This window comes from Escherichia sp. MOD1-EC6162 (assembly GCF_002965125.1).
Taxonomy (GTDB): Bacteria; Pseudomonadota; Gammaproteobacteria; order Enterobacterales; family Enterobacteriaceae; genus Escherichia; species Escherichia marmotae.
This window is the reverse complement of sequence record NZ_PTSB01000005.1, coordinates 135588-153769: the sequence shown is the minus strand read 5'-3', so window position 1 is coordinate 153769 and position 18182 is coordinate 135588. Positions and strand designations below refer to the sequence as shown.

The following is an 18182-nucleotide window of genomic DNA, read 5'->3' as shown; positions in this document are numbered from 1 at the left end:
GTTAATGTGAATCATTCTTTTATATTATGATTTTAAAAGGAATTTTATGAAAAGCCTCTCCTATAAGCGGATCTATAAGTCACAGAAATACCTGGCAACGTTGGGCACAATTGAATACCGATCATTGTTTGGTAGTTACAGTCTGACCGTTGACGACACGGTATTTGCGGTAGTTTCTGATGGTGAGTTGTATCTTCGGGCTTGTGAGCAAAGCGCACAATACTGTGTAAAACATCCGCCAGTCTGGCTGACATATAAAAAGTGTGGACGGTTCGTTACCCTCAATTACTATCGGGTTGATGAAAGTTTATGGCGAAATCAACTGAAGCTGGTACGTCTGTCAAAATATTCTCTCGACGCAGCGCTTAAAGAGAAAACTACACGTAATACCCGGGAAAGACTGAAAGATTTGCCCAATATGTCTTTTCATCTGGAAGCGATTCTCGGGGAAGTGGGGATTAAGGATGTACGGGCGTTACGTATACTTGGGGCGAAAATGTGTTGGTTGCGGCTGCGGCAGCAAAATAGTCTGGTGACAGAAAAGATCTTGTTTATGCTTGAAGGCGCAATTATCGGTATTCATGAAGCAGCGCTCCCGGTGGCACGCCGCCAGGAGCTTGCTGAATGGGCTGATTCTATTACGCCAAAGCAGGAGTTTCCTGCGGAACTTGAGTAATCCTGTGCTGCAGGCGGCCAATTTCTGGCAGTAATGCAATCAATAACCCGATTTGTTGTACAACCAGAGGTTCCTTGCTGTCTGCTCGCGGCTCAAGTTGCTGCATCCGTTGTTTCAGGTCTGCTAATGCCTGATTGACGCGTTCTTCATCGGCAGGTTGATGATGTAGCGCGTCATCAACGTAGCAAACAGCATCATCAAGAAACGCCAGAATTTCAGGATTAGTTAACTGCTCACGGTGTGCGCCGAGGGCTGAGATGTAGCTGGTGAATGTATGGTTGAGACACAGTAACCGGAACGCGTCTTCGCGAATTTGCGGTGTAACGTTCGGTTCGCTGGACATATTCGACACTACTGAAGCCAGCTCTGCATCGCGGTTGTGGGCATCGCGGCGGGCAATACGATACGCCAGACGGTTATCACGTCCCTGATGATATTGCTCGAGAATGGCATCGAGATAGCGGCAGTTGGCCTCGGTCGCGCGTTCAAGCATCCTGGGCAGATTGCGGAAACGCCAGTCTGGCCAGATGTAACTTACCGCTGCCCATGCTATGGCACACCCGATTAGCGTATCGATTACGCGTGGCAGCGCCACTTCAAAACCCTCACCCAGCAGATTGAAGCACAGCAGCACCAACAGCGTAATGAACATCGTTGCATGAGCGTATTGCACGTTACGGAAGGCGAAAAAGAGCACGCCGGTAATGACCAGGAGCACCAATTGCCCTTCCAGTGATGGAACAAACCACAGCACTGGAATACCAATCGCAATACCCACCAACGTACCAATAATCCTTAACTTCAGGCGGTGGCGCGTGGCGTTATAGTTTGGCTGGCAAACAAACAGGCTGGTCAGCAAGATCCAGTAACCGTGATGCATCCCGGTTATCTGAATGATGGCGTAGCCGACGCACAACACCAGTGACATCCTTACCGCGTGGCGGAAGAGGGCGGATTCCGGCGTAAAGTTACGGCTAAGGCGCAGCCAGATATCACTTAATCCGTGTGGGCTGTCGTCGGCAAGTTGGCTTTCAGTATCGTTATGCGGCATCGCCTGAGCTTGCTCTGATTCAATCGTCGCCAGTTGAGCATCAATGGCGCGTAAGTTTGTCAGCAGAAATCCCAACGTTTTTAGCAAATCAATCGGCGCACCGTTATCGCGCATCCGCTCAAGCGCTGCGTCAATGTGAGTGAAGGCGCGTTCAAAATGCGGGTCGTGTTGGTAAGGCTGACGCAGCAAAATACAGCGTGACAGTTGCTGGCAAGCTTGTCCCTGCATTGACATCAGCCGCTGGAAACGGAACAGCACGTCGCTGTGGCGAAAATGTTCCCGCAACGTTTGATATTGAATATGAGAAGAGCTGGCACGCTCGTGGATATCTTGCGCCACAAAGTAGTAATGTAATGTGCGACGCGTTCCCCGTTGACCACGATCGCCGCGTAAGCGAGTCAGCAATGAGAGCTTCGTCTGGTTCAGCGTCGCCATTAGTTGCCCGTTGGCGAGAGCCAGTTCGTAGAGCGGCGCCTGGCTTTCGTCTTCTATATCGGGATCGAACATGCGTGATTTCAGTTCCAGATAACGTGCCAGTTGTTCATAGCAACGCGCCAGATTGTCCTGCAATGGGCGGACAGGGAACAGCAGATGGCCGATAAGCGTCAGGATGTTGTACCAGACGGCTCCTGCAAGCAGATACATAGGCTGTTGATACCAGTGCTCATACAGAGATGTTCCCAGCATGGTGTAAATGGCTATCAACAACGCGCCAAAAGCGATAGTCGCGTAGCGTTGCCCCAGTCCGCCGAGCAAAATGAAGCCGCTGGTGGAGAGCGTTAAGCCAATGGCAAACAACCAGGGCCACGGGAACAACAGTTCTACCGAGACCGAAGCGATAAAAAAGCAGAACAGCGTAATGATGAGGTTACGCAGACGTCCCGCCAGCCGGTCATCGAGATCGGTCAATGCCGCCGCAACCATTCCGAGTGTCAGCGGAATCGTCAGTTTTACATCACCCAGCCACCACGGAAACGCAGTAGTACCGCAAAGTGCGATAAAAATGCGGGCGTAATACAGCCAGGCGCTGTTCCAGGTATAGCGTTTGAGCAAAGGGCTTAGCATAAAGGCCATAAAATTAGATTATTCGAAACGGCGGCGCGCATTCGCTTCACGCGCAGCTTGAGCTGTTTCCACAGAAACTACGCGGCGACCTACCGGCCACAGTGCAATAGCGGCAATTTTAAAGTTCGCAATGCCGACAGGAATACCGATGATGGTGAGGCATTGCGCAATACCAGAAGCAATATGCATTAAGCATAACCACCAGCCGAAGAAAATCAGCCAGAAAATATTCAGTACGGTGCCGCCCGTGTTGAGCAACACATTTTTACCCGCCGGATTCAGTTCATCGACATGAATAGCTTCATTGCCGTAGGGCAACAACGAAAGTTTAGTGATTTCCCAGCAGGAACGAGTCAGCGGTAAGGTAAAAATCAGCACAATACTGACAAGGGTCGCTAACAACCAGGCCAGGGTAGTGGCGAATCCGCCCAGGACAAAGTTCAGAATGTTCAAAACGGTACGCATAAAACCTCGCTTTACTGTGGTTTTCAGTAATGGGCGGCAATTGTAACGTTTTTTTGGGCTGGAGCACGTTTTCTCTGACGGTTACACTGATAAGAAATAACATCGTGTGGATCTACAGAGACATGGAACTGAAAGCGACAACTCTTGGCAAGCGTCTGGCACAGCACCCTTACGATCGGGCGGTGATCCTCAATGCCGGGATAAAAGTTTCCGGCGATCGTCACGAATATCTCATTCCTTTCAATCAATTACTGGCGATTCACTGTAAGCGCGGTCTGGTGTGGGGCGAGCTGGAATTTGTGTTGCCTGATGAAAAAGTAGTGCGTCTGCACGGCACCGAATGGGCTGAGACACAGCGTTTTCACCATCATCTTGATGCTCACTGGCGGCGGTGGAGCGAGGAGATGAGCGAAATTGCGGCCGGCGTCTTACAGCAGCAACTCGATTTGATTGCCACGCGCACCGGCGACAATAAATGGCTGACGCGGGAGCAAACTTCTGGCGTACAGCAACAAATTCGCCAGGCTTTGTCGGCGTTACCGTTGCCGGTCAACCGGCTAGACGAATTCGATAACTGTCGTGAAGCGTGGCACAAATGTCAGGCCTGGCTGAAAGATATTGAAGGCAGTCGGTTGCAGCATAATCAGGCGTACACCGAAATCATGCTCAATAAGTATGCGGATTTTTTCCGTCAGGTTGAGTCTTCACCACTTAATCCGGCGCAGGCTCGTGCAGTTGTCAATGGCGAGCATTCGTTATTAGTACTTGCTGGCGCAGGAAGCGGAAAAACGTCCGTGCTGGTAGCGCGAGCCGGCTGGTTGCTGGCGCGCGGCGAAGCGTCTCCTGAGCAAATCTTATTGCTGGCGTTTGGCCGAAAAGCGGCTGAAGAGATGGATGAGCGTATTCGCGAACGGCTCCATACTGAAGACATTACCGCACGCACGTTTCATTCACTGGCGCTGCATATTATTCAGCAAGGTAGCAAAAAAGTACCGACAGTCAGCAACCTGGAAAATGATACTACTGCCCGTCATGAACTCTTTATTGCTGAGTGGCGCAAGCAATGCAGCGAGAAGAAAGCGCAGGCGAAGGGCTGGCGGCAATGGCTGACGGAAGAAATGCAGTGGTCAGTGCCAGAAGGTGACTTCTGGGATGATGAAAAATTGCAGCGTCGTCTCGCATCTCGCCTCGATCGCTGGGTAAACCTGATGCGGATGCACGGTGGTGCACAGGCTGAAATGATTGCCAGCGCGCCCGAGGAAATTCGTGACTTGTTCAGTAAACGCATCAAGTTGATGGCTCCCTTGTTGAAAGCGTGGAAAAGCGCACTGAAGGCAGAAAATGCCGTTGATTTTTCCGGTTTGATTCATCAGGCCATTGTAATCCTTGAGAAAGGTCGCTTTATCAGCCCGTGGAAACATATTCTGGTCGATGAGTTTCAGGATATCTCACCGCAGCGCGCCGCTTTGTTAGCGGCATTACGCAAGCAAAACAGTCAGACGACGTTGTTCGCCGTTGGCGATGATTGGCAGGCCATTTACCGCTTCAGCGGGGCGCAAATGTCGCTCACCACGGCTTTCCATGAAAACTTCGGTGAAGGCGATCGCTGTGATTTAGATACTACTTATCGTTTCAACAGCCGTATCGGGGAGGTGGCGAATCGCTTTATCCAGCAAAACCCCAGTCAACTGAAAAAGCCGCTAAACAGTTTAACCAATGGCGACAAAAAAGCCGTTACTCTGCTGGAAGAGAGCCAGCTTGATGCTTTGCTGGATAAACTGTCTGGTTATGCCAAACCGGAAGAGCGCATTCTGGTGCTGGCGCGTTACCATCATTTGAAACCCGTCAGTCTGGAAAAAGCGGCGACGCGCTGGCCGAAGTTGCAAATTGACTTTATGACGATTCATGCCAGCAAAGGGCAACAGGCGGATTACGTCATCATTGTTGGTTTGCAGGAGGGGAGTGATGGCTTCCCGGCTGCGGCGCGTGAGTCGATTATGGAAGAGGCGCTATTGCCGCCAGTGGAAGATTTCCCTGACGCCGAAGAACGGCGGTTAATGTACGTTGCGCTGACTCGTGCAAGGTATCGGGTATGGGCATTGTTCAACAAAGAGAATCCTTCTCCCTTTGTCGAAGTCCTGAAAAAACTGGATGTACCGGTGGCGAGAAAACCGTAAGAAACAGGTGGCATTTGCCACCTGTGCAATATTATTTCAGGCGTTCCGCGAGATAACGCTGATAATCCGGGATCAGAATATCCACGGCGTCGTTGAAATGCGGCGACTGGATGATGAAATCTGCCGTTGCTACGTTGGTAGCGACCGGAATGTTCCACACTGTCGCCAGACGTAGCAATGCTTTCACATCGGGATCGTGCGGCACGGCGTTTAACGGGTCCCAGAAGAAAATCAGCACATCAATTTTCCCTTCAGAAATTAATGCGCCGACCTGCTGGTCACCGCCCATTGGGCCACTTAGCATGGCATTAACGTTCATTCCTGTTGCGCGGGAAATTAAGTTACCCGTGGTGCCCGTTGCATAAAGCTCGTGCTGCTCCAGAAGCGGTTGATGCCGCTCCACCCAGCTCATCAGCGTTTGTTTGCAGTGATCGTGTGCCACCAGCGCAATATGTTTCCGCGCAGGTAAAGTGCGAGTCGTCAGTTCCATAATTTATATCCGTAGTTAGCTTTCCTACAGATTACTGTAAGCACTTACCGCTGCAAGATAAAGACCGAAAAAGCCTGCGCGCAGGCACAAAAATATCAGGAAGATGGTTGTTTTTCCGCCCATTGCAGGAAGGTATTTCGCGTTTGTGGATCAGCCAGCTTAAACCAATACTTCAGCCGTTGTTCAGTGAGCACCTGAGATTGCGGTGGAATCGCATCCAGTTCGGAAACGCCAGAAAGCAGTGTGCTGTCATCTGCCATCATGGTGGCAAATTGCGGAAGCGAGGCGCGCTTCGCAGATTTGTTATAGCGTTCAACCTCTCCTTCATAATCAATCGTTTTTGCGGTTGAGGTAATCGCCAGAATATCCAGCTTTACCGGGATCGGCGTCGCATCGCCATCTAACAATTCAAGGCGCGGAGTGGCATCAAAATGGGTCGCTTCCCGTTCATTCTCCAGACGGGGCAGGCGAAAATTCACCTGGCTGATAAGTTGGGTATTAAAACTGACGACCAGAGGTGGGGAGATATACAGACGTTCTTCATTACCAGAAAGGTTGATGGTTTTCTCGACGCGAAACACTAATTGATGCGGGCCGTTATCCAGTTCAATGCTGTCAGCGCCGCGCAGCAGAGAACTGGAAACTTTCTTGCCGTCGAGCACCAGAAGGTCAACGTCGCTGGACAGCCGCAGCGTGGTGGCAAAAACGGTCACCGGCAAACATAATACAATCAAGGTGGTCAAAATGCCGGTTTTCATAGATAGCTCCTGTCTAATGACCGCCCGAATAATAATGTATCAAAATTTTTCTTTAATCATACTTACTAACATATAGACATATTTCCATCTTTTGCTCTCATACATTCGTATTAGCTGCATGGTTGGTATGTCGGTATTGTCGTACACTTTGGTAAATAGTCTGGAGGAAATGATGAAAGAAACCGATATTGCAGCCATTTTAACGTCCACTCACACCATTGCGCTGGTAGGGGCAAGTGATAAACCTGACCGTCCAAGTTATCGCGTAATGAAATATCTGCTTGATCAGGGCTATCACGTCATTCCTGTCTCACCAAAAGTCGCCGGTAAAACGCTGCTGGGCCAGCAGGGTTACGGTACGCTGGCGGAAGTTCCGGAAAAAGTAGATATGGTAGATGTCTTCCGTAATTCAGAAGCTGCGTGGGATGTAGCGCAGGAAGCTATCGCCATCGGTGCGAAAACCTTATGGATGCAGCTAGGGGTGATTAATGAGCAAGCTGCGGTACTGGCGCGGGAAGCTGGGTTAAATGTGGTAATGGATCGTTGCCCGGCCATTGAGATCCCTCGTCTGGGGCTGGCTAAATAAAAAAATCCCCGGAAGGCAAAAACCTTCCGGGGATTTTATGGGGATTAGTTACGCAGACGCGGTGCCTGGAGTTGCTTGCGGATCGTCTGCGCCAGCTCATCCATTGACGGCTGCTCTGGATGTTCATCCTGCAATTCGCTACTTAGCTGGGCTTCAGCCAGGTAGGTATGAACCGGTAGGCCGTTGTCATCCTCCATCACCACGTGATACCACGGAGCGGCGCGAAGCTCATCGTTCACCGCCAGCTCATCAGGCGACGGTTCAGAGAGCGAATAAACCGGGTCGATATCCACGACCACTCCGAGATAACCTAACAGGGAATGGCGGACCTGCTGGCCGATACCGAATTTGCTGGCAATCATAGTCACCTCCCGGGAAATCTTCACCTTTGATATAAGGACAGAATTCCACATTTCAAGTTACATGACGCGACAGGCAAACCCTTTCAGATATAGCCCTTCCGGGTAGGTAGCGATCACCGGATGATCGGCTGCCTGACGGAACTGCTCTATAAATTGTATATCACGACCGGCATCAATTGCGGCATCAGCGATGATTTTCTGAAATAAATCGCTGGTCATCAGGCCAGAACAGGAGAAAGTCAGAAGAACACCGCCCTCATTCAATAACTGAATTGCCAGCATGTTGATGTCTTTATAGCCGCGGCACGCGCCCATTAGCTGACTTTTGTTCTCAACAAACTTCGGCGGGTCCATCACGATAACGTCAAATTTTTCACCGCGATCGCGGTAGGTGCGCAGTAATTTAAAGACGTCATCGCGCACAAACTCAGCTTTGCTCAAATCGAGTTTGTTTAGCTCAACGTTTTTCCGTGCGATATCCAGTGCTTCCTGTGAAGTATCGACACTGACCACCTGGCTACAACCGCCCATCAATGCCGATACTGCGAATCCACCGGTATAAGAGAAGCAGTTCAGCACGCGTTTATTTTCTACATAGCGGCGTGTTGCCAGGCGACTGTCACGCTGGTCCAGGTAGTAGCCCGTTTTGTGCCCGTGTTGAATGTCCACCAGTAGCTTCATGCCATGTTCTTCAATAGGCAGCAGGGCAGGTGGCAGCTCGCCGGTTACTGGCCCCTGGGTCAGCTCCATCCCCTCTTTTTTACGTACTGCCACGTCGCTACGATCGTAAATCGCGCATTCCGGATAGAGCGTTTGTAGGGCGCTGATTAATGCTGCGCGCTGATACTCCGCGCCTGCACTCAGCAGTTGCAGCACCAGAAAATTGCCGAAACGATCAATAGTAATACCCGGCAGGCCGTCAGACTCACCGGCGATTAAACGATAGCTATCGAGACCATCTTTTTTCGCCAGCCAGTCGCGCCACTTTTGCGCCTGTTGTAAGCGGCGGGTGAAAAAGGCAATGTCGATGGATTCTGACGGATCAAACGTCCAGACACGAGCGCGGATTTGCGACGCTGGCGAATAAGCGCCGCGTGCTAACCATTTTCCCTGATGATCAACAATATCGATGGTTTCACCGAGGCTGGCTTTACCTTCCATACGTGCGACGGCACCGGAAAAGACCCACGGATGGCGACGAAGTAATGATTTTTCGCGCCCTTTGGCTAACACTAAACGTACACTCATAATTTACTATTCTGTCGATGCAAAGAAATGGGCGTCATTGTCCGGAGTTTTCCATGGATTTGCAACGCGTCCATTAAGGATAAGGAGAGCGGTGATGTCGAAAGTATGCATAATTGCCTGGGTTTACGGGCGAGTTCAGGGGGTAGGGTTTCGTTATACCACTCAGTACGAAGCGAAAAGGCTAGGGTTAACCGGCTACGCAAAAAATCTTGATGATGGCAGCGTGGAAGTGGTTGCCTGTGGTGATGAAGGGCAGGTGGAAAAATTAATGCAGTGGTTAAAGAGCGGCGGTCCGCGTTCAGCCCGCGTGGAACGGGTGCTTAGCGAACCGCATCATCCTTCTGGCGAATTAACGGATTTTCGCATCCGTTAAATGCATTTCACGGGTTTCGGCAGGCCGGCAATTTTGGTGGCTTGCTTTGCCGGGCCTTTCGGGAACAGTCGGTACAGATAGCGGCTGTTACCTTTTTCTTCGCCAAACTTATTCGCCATCGCTTTTACCAGCATACGAATCGCCGGAGACGTATTAAATTCCAGGTAGAAGTCACGCACAAAGCGCACTACTTCCCAGTGTTCAGGCGACAGCGTAATCCCTTCCTTTTCGGCAATCACGGCTGCCAGAGGTTCGCTCCACAGGCTACTCTCTTTGAGATAGCCTTCGGTATCGGTCTCTATCTCTTTACCTTCGAAGATCAACATATTCATTTACTACCTTAGTCAGACTGGCTGCAGTGTAGCAAAAAACAAAGCCCCGCATAAAGCGAGGCTCTGTAAGTGGTATCGGGCGAGATTAATCGCGGCTGGCGAAGCCAAGAATGCTCAACAGGCTCACGAAGATGTTGTACAGCGACACATACAGACTCACCGTGGCACGAATGTAGTTCGTTTCACCGCCATGAATGATGTTGCTGGTTTCAAACAGAATCGCGCCAGAGGAGATCAGAATAAATACCGCACTGATTGCCAGATGCAGGGCAGGCAGTTGCAGGAAGATATTCGCTACCATTCCAATCAACACCACCACAATACCGGCCATCAGCATACCGCCGAGGAAAGACATGTCTTTGCGGGTGGTAAGCACATACGCAGAGCAGCAGAAGAACACTAATGCTGTGCCGCCCAGCGCCATAGCGATTACGTCGCCCATTCCGGCAGACAGGTAAGTGTTCAGAATCGGGCCGAGGATATAACCGAGAAAACCGGTAAAGGCGAACGCGGAGATAATCCCGGTTGGTTTGTTGGCAGTTTTATAGGTCAGGAACATCAGACCATACATCCCTACCAACGTCAGAATCAGGCCCGGAGATGGCAGCATCAGAACCGTACTGGCCGTCGCGGTAATAGCCGAAAAGGCCAGCGTCAGGCTCAGCAGAAAATAGGTATTACGCAGCACCTTATGGGTGCTAAGTAGTGATGTACGGTCATGTGAAGAACTAACTATACGATCCATGGAGTCACTCTCTATGACAGGTGTAATTAATAAAGCAGCATAATGATATTGCCGAAAGCTACCCAGAGGTTTTACCCATCTTTACGCATTTGATCTGGAACAGATTTAGCAAAGACGAGTTTAACCATTGGGAATGGTATAACGGCATGGTGATTTTGACAGGTAAAAGAAAAAGGGGTTAGCATTTAGCTAACCCCTTATCTTATTTGGCGGAAGCGCAGAGATTCGAACTCTGGAACCCTTTCGGGTCGCCGGTTTTCAAGACCGGTGCCTTCAACCGCTCGGCCACACTTCCGGAATGACGCGAACTATAAACATCCCGATGCGTCGTGTAAACCCCCAATTTGTTTGTTTGCCTGAAAAACAGCCAAAACGGTGTTGTTTGCGTGAAATAACAGCAATTTGGGTGTTTCGTCGCCATAAAAACCACTCGTAATCTTCCTGCGCCAGGCTTTTAGGAAAATAAGATCCATTTTTATCGCTAAAAGATAAATCCACATACTTTGTATTGTTTTGTGCAAAACGTTCACTACGCTTTATTAACAATACTTTCTGGCGACGTGCGCCAGTGCAGAAGGATGAGCTTTCGTTTTCTGTCTCTCTCGTGAAGCGATAGTTTACCTTGCTACAGGGACGTCGCTTGCCGACCAAAAGCGCCCGGCACTTCAGTCGGTGTCGCAAGGAGAAGAGACGTGCGATATGAATAATGAGGAAACCTTTTACCAGGCTATGCGACGTCAGGGGGTTACCCGGCGGAGTTTTCTTAAATATTGCAGTCTGGCTGCCACCTCGCTGGGATTAGGCGCGGGGATGGCACCGAAGATTGCCTGGGCGCTGGAGAATAAACCGCGCATTCCGGTAGTGTGGATCCACGGTCTGGAATGTACCTGCTGCACCGAATCTTTTATCCGTTCTGCTCATCCGCTGGCGAAGGATGTCATTCTTTCCCTTATTTCTCTCGACTACGACGATACCTTAATGGCTGCCGCTGGTACTCAGGCGGAGGAAGTCTTTGAAGATATCATCACGCAATACAACGGCAAATATATCCTTGCAGTAGAAGGTAACCCGCCGCTGGGCGAGCAGGGGATGTTTTGTATCAGCAGCGGTCGGCCGTTTATTGAGAAACTCAAACGTGCCGCCGCGGGGGCCAGCGCAATTATTGCCTGGGGAACCTGCGCGTCCTGGGGCTGCGTACAAGCCGCTCGCCCCAATCCGACGCAGGCAACGCCTATCGATAAAGTCATTACCGACAAACCAATCATTAAAGTCCCTGGTTGCCCGCCGATCCCGGATGTGATGAGCGCCATCATTACTTATATGGTGACGTTTGATCGCCTGCCAGATGTCGACAGAATGGGGCGTCCACTGATGTTCTACGGTCAACGTATCCACGATAAATGCTATCGCCGCGCCCACTTTGACGCTGGTGAGTTTGTCCAGAGTTGGGACGATGACGCCGCTCGCAAAGGTTACTGCCTGTACAAAATGGGTTGTAAAGGGCCAACCACCTATAACGCCTGCTCCTCAACCCGTTGGAATGATGGCGTCTCCTTCCCGATCCAGTCCGGTCACGGTTGCCTGGGCTGTTCTGAAAATGGTTTCTGGGATCGCGGCTCATTCTACAGCCGTGTGGTCGATATTCCGCAGATGGGAACGCACTCTACCGCCGATACCGTGGGCTTAACCGCGCTTGGCGTCGTGGCTGCGGCTGTTGGCGTACATGCAGTCGCCAGCGCGATTGACCAGCGCAGACGTCATAACCAGCAACCAGCAGAGACCGAACAACAGCCAGGCAACGAGGATAAACAGGCATGAGCACTCAGTACGAAACTCAGGGATACACCATCAATAATGCCGGACGTCGCCTGGTGGTCGACCCGATCACGCGTATCGAAGGTCATATGCGCTGTGAAGTGAATATTAACGATCAGAATGTGATCACCAATGCTGTCTCCTGCGGCACGATGTTTCGCGGGCTGGAGATCATTTTGCAAGGCCGTGATCCGCGTGATGCGTGGGCGTTCGTTGAACGTATCTGCGGCGTCTGCACCGGCGTACACGCCCTGGCTTCGGTTTACGCCATTGAAGATGCTATTGGCATCAAAGTGCCGGATAACGCCAATATCATTCGCAACATTATGCTGGCGACGCTCTGGTGCCACGACCATCTGGTGCACTTTTATCAGCTCGCCGGAATGGACTGGATCGACGTACTTAACGCGCTGCAAGCCGACCCGCGTAAAACTTCCGAACTGGCGCAAAGCCTCTCCTCGTGGCCGAAGTCTTCTCCAGGTTACTTCTTTGATGTGCAAAATCGACTGAAGAAATTTGTCGAAGGCGGGCAGTTAGGGATCTTCCGCAACGGCTACTGGGGGCACCCGCAGTACAAACTGCCACCAGAAGCCAACCTGATGGGCTTTGCTCACTATCTCGAAGCTCTCGATTTCCAGCGTGAGATTGTCAAAATCCACGCGGTCTTTGGCGGTAAAAACCCGCATCCCAACTGGATTGTCGGCGGGATGCCTTGTGCCATAAATATCGACGAAAGCGGTGCGGTCGGGGCGGTTAATATGGAGCGCCTGAACCTGGTGCAGTCGATCATTACCCGCACGGCGGACTTCATTAATAACGTGATGATCCCCGACGCCTTAGCCATCGGCCAGTTCAACAAACCGTGGAGTGAAATCGGCACTGGCCTTTCTGATAAATGCGTCCTCAGCTACGGTGCGTTCCCGGATATCGCTAACGACTTTGGCGAGAAAAGTCTGCTGATGCCTGGCGGTGCGGTGATCAATGGCGATTTCAAAAACGTACTGCCAGTGGATTTAGTTGATCCGCAGCAGGTGCAGGAATTTGTCGATCACGCCTGGTATCGTTATCCCGACGATCAGGTCGGGCGTCATCCGTTCGATGGTATCACCGACCCGTGGTACAACCCCGGCGACGTTAAAGGTAGCGATACAAACATTCAGCAACTGAATGAACAGGAGCGCTACTCGTGGATCAAAGCGCCACGCTGGCGCGGTCACGCGATGGAAGTAGGGCCGCTGGCTCGCACGTTAATCGCTTACCACAAAGGCGATGCTGCGACCGTTGAGTCGGTTGATCGGATGATGTCGGCGCTGAACCTGCCGCTTTCTGGCATCCAGTCGACGTTAGGCCGCATTCTGTGCCGCGCCCATGAAGCTCAGTGGGCTGCAAGTAAGCTACAGTACTTTTTCAACAAGTTAATGACCAACCTGAAAAACGGCAATCTTGCCACCGCCTCCACCGAAAAATGGGAGCCTGCGACCTGGCCGAAAGTGTGCCGTGGCGTCGGCTTTACTGAAGCACCGCGTGGGGCTTTAGGTCACTGGGCCGCTATTCGCGATGGCAAAATCGATCTCTACCAGTGTGTGGTGCCGACCACCTGGAACGCCAGCCCGCGCGATCCCAAAGGGCAAATTGGTGCTTATGAAGCCGCACTGATGAACACCAAAATGGCGATCCCCGAGCAACCGCTGGAGATCCTGCGTACCCTGCACAGCTTCGACCCGTGCCTCGCCTGTTCAACGCATGTGCTGGGCGACGACGGTAGCGAACTGATCTCCGTGCAGGTGCGCTAACAGCGAAGGAGAATCATCATGCAAGAGAAAAGCGACAACGTTATCAGCCACTATGTCTTTGAAGCGCCCGTGCGGATATGGCACTGGCTGACGGTGCTGTGCATGGCGGTATTGATGGTCACCGGCTACTTTATCGGCAAGCCGCTGCCTTCAGTCAGTGGTGAGGCGACGTATCTGTTCTATATGGGCTACATCAGGCTAATACACTTCAGCGCCGGGATGATTTTTACCGTCGTCTTGCTGATGCGGATCTACTGGGCGTTTGTCGGCAATCGCTACTCACGCGAGCTTTTCATCGTGCCGGTATGGCGCAAAAGCTGGTGGCTGGGCGTGTGGTACGAAATCCGCTGGTATCTGTTTCTGGCAAAACGCCCGAGCGCTGACATTGGCCATAACCCCATCGCGCAGGCTGCGATGTTCGGCTATTTCCTGATGTCTGTTTTTATGATCGTCACCGGTTTTGCGCTGTATAGCGAACACAGCCAGTACGCCATTTTTGCGCCGTTTCGTTATGTAGTGGAATTTTTCTACTGGACGGGCGGCAACTCGCTGGACATTCATAGCTGGCATCGGCTGGGCATGTGGTTGATTGGCGCATTTGTGATTGGTCATGTTTATATGGCGCTGCGTGAAGACATCATGTCCGACGACACGGTGATCTCCACGATGGTGAACGGCTACCGTAGCCACAAATTTGGAAAAATGAGCAGCGACAAGGAGCGTTCATGAGCGAGCAACGTGTAGTGGTAATGGGGTTGGGCAACCTGCTGTGGGCCGATGAAGGTTTCGGTGTGCGGGTGGCGGAACGGCTGTATGCCCATTATCACTGGCCCGAAAACGTGGAGATTGTCGATGGTGGTACTCAGGGGCTGAACCTGCTGGGGTATGTTGAAAACGCCAGCCATCTGTTGATTCTCGATGCTATTGATTACGGGCTGGAACCCGGAACACTACGAACATATGCCGGAGAGCGCATTCCGGCATATCTCAGTGCGAAGAAAATGAGCCTGCACCAGAACAGTTTCTCCGAAGTATTAGCGCTGGCAGATATCCGCGGACATCTGCCAACACATATTGCCCTCGTCGGGTTACAACCGGCAATGCTCGACGACTACGGCGGTAGCCTTAGCGAGCTTGCGCGGGAGCAACTGCCTGCAGCGGAACAGGCGGCGCTGGTGCAACTGTCGGCGTGGGGAGTTGTGCCGCAACGGGCGGAGGAATCGCGTTGTCTCAATTATGACTGTCTGTCGATGGAAAATTACGAAGGTGTTCGCTTGCGTCAGTATCGGATGACGCTGGAGGAGCAGGGATGATTAACGACTCACCTTTTAGTGCGTTGTGGCAACGTATGCTGGCGCGTGGCTGGACGCCGATCACTGAGCCTCGTCTCGATCAGTGGCTTATGCAAGCGCCGGATAGTGTGGTGCTGTTAAGCAGCGATCCGAAACGTACTCCTGAAGTCAGTGATAATCCGGTGATGGTCGCAGAGCTACTGCGTGAGTTTCCAGATTATGCATGGCAGGTGGCAATTGCCGATCTTGAGCAAAGTGAAGCCATCGGAGACAGATTTAGTGTTTTTCGTTTTCCAGCCACATTAGTGTTTACTGATGGTCATTATCGCGGCGTATTGAATGGCATTCACCCGTGGGCAGAGCTGATAAACCTGATGCGCGGCCTTGTCGAATCAAAACAGGAATGTGATTCATGAGTGAGACTTTTTTCCATCTGCTGGGGCCAGGAACGCAACCTGATGATGACAGTTTCAGCATGAATCCGCTGCCAATTACCTGTCAGGTGAATGATGAACCGAGCATGGCGGCACTGGAGCAGTGTGCTCATAGTCCACGGGTGATTACGTTGTTAAACGATCTACAGCATCAACTAACGCAACGCGTACCGCCATTAGGCGAGGTGCTGGCCGTCGATCTGTTAAATCTCAATGCTGATGATCGCCACTTTATCAATACGCTTCTCGGAGAAGGGGAAGTGTCAGTGCGCATCCAACATATTGACGGCAGTGAAAGTGAAATTCAGGAGGCGATCTTCTGCGGATTGTGGCGAGTACGCAGGCGTAGCGGTGAGCTGTTGCTGGAAGACAGGCTGGAGACAGGCTGCGCGCCGCTGCCGTTATGGCAGGCGGCAACGCATAATACGCTGCCGACAGATTCGCTGCTACCACCGCCCATTGATGGTCTGATGAACGGACTGCCGCTGGCTCATGAATTGCTGGCGCATGTGCGTAATCCTGAGGCGCAGCCACATAGTATTAACCTGACGCAGTTGCCTGTCAGCGAGGCTGACAGGTTATTTCTCTCGCGGCTGTGCGGGCCGGGTAATATCCAGATTCGCACTATTGGCTATGGCGAGAGCTATATCAACGCCACCGGTTTGCGACATGTCTGGCATTTACGCTGTATGGATACGTTAAAAGGCCCATTACTTGAGAGTTATGAAATCTGCCCGATACCGGAAGTTGTGCTGGCAGCGCCGGAAGATTTGGCGGACTCCGCGCAGCGGTTGGGCGAGGTGTGTCAGTGGCTTATAGAAAGCGCGCAACAGTGAAAATGGCGGCAAATATCGCTTTCAGTCCTATGAATATCGCAATCAGCGAATACAACCACCTACAAACTGTAAGGATAAAAAGGGAGATCTACTATTAAAGGGTTATTTCCCTCTCTTCGCCTACAGGAGTTCGCATGTGGGATGTTATTGATTTGTCGCGCTGGCAGTTTGCACTGACCGCGCTATACCACTTTTTGTTCGTGCCCCTTACCCTGGGGCTGATTTTTTTGCTGGCTATCATGGAAACCATTTACGTGGTCACCGGCAAAACAGTCTACCGCGATATGACGCGCTTCTGGGGTAAGCTCTTCGGTATCAACTTCGCTCTCGGCGTGGCTACTGGTCTCACCATGGAGTTTCAGTTTGGTACTAACTGGTCATTCTATTCCAACTATGTGGGCGACATTTTTGGCGCACCGTTGGCGATGGAAGCATTAATGGCCTTCTTCCTCGAATCCACCTTTGTCGGTCTGTTCTTCTTTGGCTGGCAACGGCTGAATAAATACCAGCACCTGCTGGTCACCTGGCTGGTGGCATTTGGTTCCAATATCTCCGCATTGTGGATTTTGAATGCCAATGGGTGGATGCAGTTTCCGACCGGCGCGCATTTCGATATCGACACCTTGCGTATGGAGATGACCAGTTTCAGCGATCTGGTCTTTAACCCCGTCAGCCAGGTGAAATTTGTCCATACGGTGATGGCTGGTTATGTGACCGGGGCGATGTTCATTATGGCGATCAGCGCCTGGTACTTACTGCGCGGACGGGAGCGTGATGTCGCTTTACGTTCGTTTGCTATCGGTTCGGTCTTTGGCACACTGGCGATAATCGGCGCGCTGCAACTTGGAGACAGTTCTGCTTATGAAGTCGCACGCGTTCAGCCGGTAAAACTGGCGGCAATGGAAGGGGAGTGGCAAACCGAACCGGCACCTGCGCCGTTCCATCTCATTGCCTGGCCGGAACAGGATCAAGAGCGTAACGCTTTTGCCATCAAAATCCCTGCGCTGTTAGGGATCCTCGCCACTCACTCATTAGATAAGCCTGTACCAGGGTTGAAAAATTTGATGGCTGAAACTTATCCACGATTGCAACGCGGGCGTATGGCCTGGCTGCTGATGCAGGAGATTTCGCAAGGCAACCGCGAGCCGCATGTACTGCAAGCATTTCATGAGCTGGAAAACGATCTCGGTTATGGCATGTTGCTCTCCCGCTATGCGCCGGATATGAATCATGTCACACCTGCGCAGTATCAGGCGGCTATGCGCGGTGCTATTCCACAAGTTGCGCCGGTGTTCTGGAGTTTCCGCATCATGGTGGGCTGCGGTTCGCTGTTGTTACTGGTAATGCTGATTGCGCTCGTTCAGACGCTGCGCGGCAAAATCGACCAGCATCGTTGGGTGCTGAAAATGATGCTCTGGAGTTTGCCGCTGCCGTGGATTGCCATTGAAGCAGGGTGGTTTATGACCGAGTTTGGCCGTCAGCCGTGGGCGATTCAGGACATTTTGCCAACATACTCCGCGCACTCTGCCTTAACCACAGGACAACTGGCTTTTTCACTGATCATGATAGTAGGGCTTTACACCCTGTTCTTAATCGCTGAAGTCTACCTGATGCAGAAATATGCCCGTCTGGGGCCAAGCGCGATGCAGAGTGAACAACCGACGCAGCAGCAGGGGTAAAGGAG

General features: G+C 51.7%; 20 protein-coding genes and 1 tRNA gene. 11 read left to right on the top strand and 10 right to left on the bottom strand.

All coding sequences use genetic code 11. From position 1 onward, the window contains the following. The first annotated feature begins 46 nt into the window (after positions 1–46). Positions 47–676 carry a CRP-S regulon transcriptional coactivator Sxy gene (sxy, locus tag A9587_RS06425; protein ID WP_105263244.1) on the top strand — a complete coding sequence of 210 codons (630 nt, stop codon included), beginning with the start codon at positions 47–49 and terminating at the stop codon, positions 674–676. Here sxy and yccS read toward each other — a convergent pair. Next, positions 639–2801 carry a YccS family putative transporter gene (gene yccS / locus A9587_RS06420; protein WP_123057470.1) on the bottom strand — a complete coding sequence of 721 codons (2163 nt, stop codon included), beginning with the start codon at positions 2799–2801 and terminating at the stop codon, positions 639–641. The two genes, sxy and yccS, sit on opposite strands and share 38 nt — an antisense overlap. 9 nt (positions 2802–2810) lie before the next feature. Continuing rightward, entirely contained in the window at positions 2811–3257 is a 447-nt protein-coding gene (locus A9587_RS06415) for a YccF domain-containing protein (protein ID WP_001261229.1), read from the bottom strand. Between the two features lie 122 nt (positions 3258–3379). On the opposite strand from A9587_RS06415, the gene helD reads away from it, so the two are divergent. Continuing rightward, entirely contained in the window at positions 3380–5434 is a 2055-nt protein-coding gene (gene helD / locus A9587_RS06410; protein ID WP_105263245.1) for a DNA helicase IV, read from the top strand. 31 nt (positions 5435–5465) lie between these two features. On the opposite strand, the gene mgsA is transcribed toward helD, so the two are convergent. Both mgsA and A9587_RS06400 read right to left on the bottom strand, forming a co-directional pair. Then, on the bottom strand, positions 5466–5924 hold the full coding sequence (mgsA, locus tag A9587_RS06405) for a methylglyoxal synthase (protein ID WP_105263246.1): 459 nt from the start codon (positions 5922–5924) through the stop codon (positions 5466–5468). A gap of 95 nt (positions 5925–6019) precedes the next feature. Continuing rightward, positions 6020–6682, bottom strand: coding sequence for a DUF2057 family protein (locus A9587_RS06400; protein ID WP_000847778.1), 663 nt, complete (start codon positions 6680–6682; stop codon positions 6020–6022). Positions 6683–6854: 172 nt separating this feature from the next. Here A9587_RS06400 and A9587_RS06395 point away from each other — a divergent pair, with 172 nt between their 5' ends. Then, complete coding sequence (locus A9587_RS06395) at positions 6855–7268, top strand: CoA-binding protein (RefSeq protein WP_001516136.1); 414 nt, start codon at positions 6855–6857, stop codon at positions 7266–7268. 44 nt (positions 7269–7312) lie between these two features. Here A9587_RS06395 and hspQ read toward each other — a convergent pair whose 3' ends face one another. Both hspQ and rlmI read right to left on the bottom strand, forming a co-directional pair. Then, complete coding sequence (gene hspQ, locus A9587_RS06390) at positions 7313–7630, bottom strand: heat shock protein HspQ (RefSeq protein ID WP_001295356.1); 318 nt, start codon at positions 7628–7630, stop codon at positions 7313–7315. 57 nt (positions 7631–7687) lie between these two features. Continuing rightward, complete coding sequence (gene rlmI, locus A9587_RS06385; RefSeq protein ID WP_000116311.1) at positions 7688–8878, bottom strand: 23S rRNA (cytosine(1962)-C(5))-methyltransferase RlmI; 1191 nt, start codon at positions 8876–8878, stop codon at positions 7688–7690. A 94-nt stretch (positions 8879–8972) separates the two neighbouring features. Here rlmI and yccX point away from each other — a divergent pair, with 94 nt between their 5' ends. Further along, a complete protein-coding gene (gene yccX, locus A9587_RS06380) occupies positions 8973–9251 on the top strand; it encodes an acylphosphatase (protein ID WP_016248563.1) in 279 nt (92 codons plus the stop codon). On the opposite strand, the gene tusE is transcribed toward yccX, so the two are convergent. The 4 genes from tusE to A9587_RS24630 form a co-directional block, all read right to left on the bottom strand. Beyond that, complete coding sequence (gene tusE / locus A9587_RS06375; RefSeq protein ID WP_010376933.1) at positions 9248–9577, bottom strand: sulfurtransferase TusE; 330 nt, start codon at positions 9575–9577, stop codon at positions 9248–9250. The genes yccX and tusE overlap by 4 nt on opposite strands. A gap of 91 nt (positions 9578–9668) precedes the next feature. Then, positions 9669–10328, bottom strand: a complete 660-nt coding sequence (gene yccA / locus A9587_RS06370) for an FtsH protease modulator YccA (protein ID WP_000375136.1) — start codon at positions 10326–10328, stop codon at positions 9669–9671. A gap of 207 nt (positions 10329–10535) precedes the next feature. After that, positions 10536–10623 (bottom strand) — tRNA-Ser (locus tag A9587_RS06365). Further along, positions 10602–10874 carry a hypothetical protein gene (locus A9587_RS24630; RefSeq protein WP_105263247.1) on the bottom strand — a complete coding sequence of 91 codons (273 nt, stop codon included), beginning with the start codon at positions 10872–10874 and terminating at the stop codon, positions 10602–10604. Before A9587_RS24630 ends, A9587_RS06365 begins: the two co-directional genes overlap by 22 nt. A gap of 153 nt (positions 10875–11027) precedes the next feature. Here A9587_RS24630 and hyaA point away from each other — a divergent pair, with 153 nt between their 5' ends. The 7 genes from hyaA (at position 11028) to appC (ending at position 18177) form a co-directional block, all read left to right on the top strand. Next, on the top strand, positions 11028–12146 hold the full coding sequence (hyaA, locus tag A9587_RS06355) for a hydrogenase 1 small subunit (RefSeq protein WP_001516139.1): 1119 nt from the start codon (positions 11028–11030) through the stop codon (positions 12144–12146). Then, a complete protein-coding gene (gene hyaB, locus A9587_RS06350; protein WP_001516140.1) occupies positions 12143–13936 on the top strand; it encodes a Ni/Fe-hydrogenase large subunit in 1794 nt (597 codons plus the stop codon). Before hyaA ends, hyaB begins: the two co-directional genes overlap by 4 nt. Before the next feature lie 18 nt (positions 13937–13954). Continuing rightward, a complete protein-coding gene (gene hyaC / locus A9587_RS06345) occupies positions 13955–14665 on the top strand; it encodes a Ni/Fe-hydrogenase b-type cytochrome subunit (protein WP_001156752.1) in 711 nt (236 codons plus the stop codon). Continuing rightward, complete coding sequence (gene hyaD, locus A9587_RS06340) at positions 14662–15249, top strand: hydrogenase 1 maturation protease (protein WP_000003648.1); 588 nt, start codon at positions 14662–14664, stop codon at positions 15247–15249. Before hyaC ends, hyaD begins: the two co-directional genes overlap by 4 nt. Further along, positions 15246–15644, top strand: a complete 399-nt coding sequence (gene hyaE / locus A9587_RS06335; RefSeq protein WP_001516141.1) for a hydrogenase-1 operon protein HyaE — start codon at positions 15246–15248, stop codon at positions 15642–15644. The genes hyaD and hyaE overlap by 4 nt, the downstream gene beginning before the upstream one ends. Beyond that, positions 15641–16498: a hydrogenase expression/formation protein gene (locus tag A9587_RS06330; RefSeq protein WP_000004881.1), complete on the top strand. Its 858-nt coding sequence runs from the start codon at positions 15641–15643 to the stop codon at positions 16496–16498. Before hyaE ends, A9587_RS06330 begins: the two co-directional genes overlap by 4 nt. Positions 16499–16632: 134 nt before the next feature. Further along, entirely contained in the window at positions 16633–18177 is a 1545-nt protein-coding gene (appC, locus tag A9587_RS06325; protein WP_038355278.1) for a cytochrome bd-II oxidase subunit 1, read from the top strand. Positions 18178–18182 lie beyond the last annotated feature (5 nt).

Excerpts from the sequence above, each read along its gene's own strand:
- rlmI (WP_000116311.1), bottom strand. The coding sequence starts at position 8,878 with ATGAGTGTACGTTTAGTGTTAGCCAAAGGGCGCGAAAAATCATTACTT.
- helD (WP_105263245.1), top strand. The coding sequence starts at position 3,380 with ATGGAACTGAAAGCGACAACTCTTGGCAAGCGTCTGGCACAGCACCCT.
- sxy (WP_105263244.1), top strand. The coding sequence starts at position 47 with ATGAAAAGCCTCTCCTATAAGCGGATCTATAAGTCACAGAAATACCTG.
- yccX (WP_016248563.1), top strand. The coding sequence starts at position 8,973 with ATGTCGAAAGTATGCATAATTGCCTGGGTTTACGGGCGAGTTCAGGGG.
- A9587_RS06330 (WP_000004881.1), top strand. The coding sequence starts at position 15,641 with ATGAGTGAGACTTTTTTCCATCTGCTGGGGCCAGGAACGCAACCTGAT.
- mgsA (WP_105263246.1), bottom strand. The coding sequence starts at position 5,924 with ATGGAACTGACGACTCGCACTTTACCTGCGCGGAAACATATTGCGCTG.
- A9587_RS06415 (WP_001261229.1), bottom strand. The coding sequence starts at position 3,257 with ATGCGTACCGTTTTGAACATTCTGAACTTTGTCCTGGGCGGATTCGCC.
- hyaB (WP_001516140.1), top strand. The coding sequence starts at position 12,143 with ATGAGCACTCAGTACGAAACTCAGGGATACACCATCAATAATGCCGGA.
- yccA (WP_000375136.1), bottom strand. The coding sequence starts at position 10,328 with ATGGATCGTATAGTTAGTTCTTCACATGACCGTACATCACTACTTAGC.
- hyaA (WP_001516139.1), top strand. The coding sequence starts at position 11,028 with ATGAATAATGAGGAAACCTTTTACCAGGCTATGCGACGTCAGGGGGTT.
- appC (WP_038355278.1), top strand. The coding sequence starts at position 16,633 with ATGTGGGATGTTATTGATTTGTCGCGCTGGCAGTTTGCACTGACCGCG.
- yccS (WP_123057470.1), bottom strand. The coding sequence starts at position 2,801 with ATGGCCTTTATGCTAAGCCCTTTGCTCAAACGCTATACCTGGAACAGC.
- tusE (WP_010376933.1), bottom strand. The coding sequence starts at position 9,577 with ATGTTGATCTTCGAAGGTAAAGAGATAGAGACCGATACCGAAGGCTAT.
- A9587_RS06395 (WP_001516136.1), top strand. The coding sequence starts at position 6,855 with ATGAAAGAAACCGATATTGCAGCCATTTTAACGTCCACTCACACCATT.
- A9587_RS06400 (WP_000847778.1), bottom strand. The coding sequence starts at position 6,682 with ATGAAAACCGGCATTTTGACCACCTTGATTGTATTATGTTTGCCGGTG.
- hyaC (WP_001156752.1), top strand. The coding sequence starts at position 13,955 with ATGCAAGAGAAAAGCGACAACGTTATCAGCCACTATGTCTTTGAAGCG.
- hspQ (WP_001295356.1), bottom strand. The coding sequence starts at position 7,630 with ATGATTGCCAGCAAATTCGGTATCGGCCAGCAGGTCCGCCATTCCCTG.
- hyaE (WP_001516141.1), top strand. The coding sequence starts at position 15,246 with ATGATTAACGACTCACCTTTTAGTGCGTTGTGGCAACGTATGCTGGCG.
- hyaD (WP_000003648.1), top strand. The coding sequence starts at position 14,662 with ATGAGCGAGCAACGTGTAGTGGTAATGGGGTTGGGCAACCTGCTGTGG.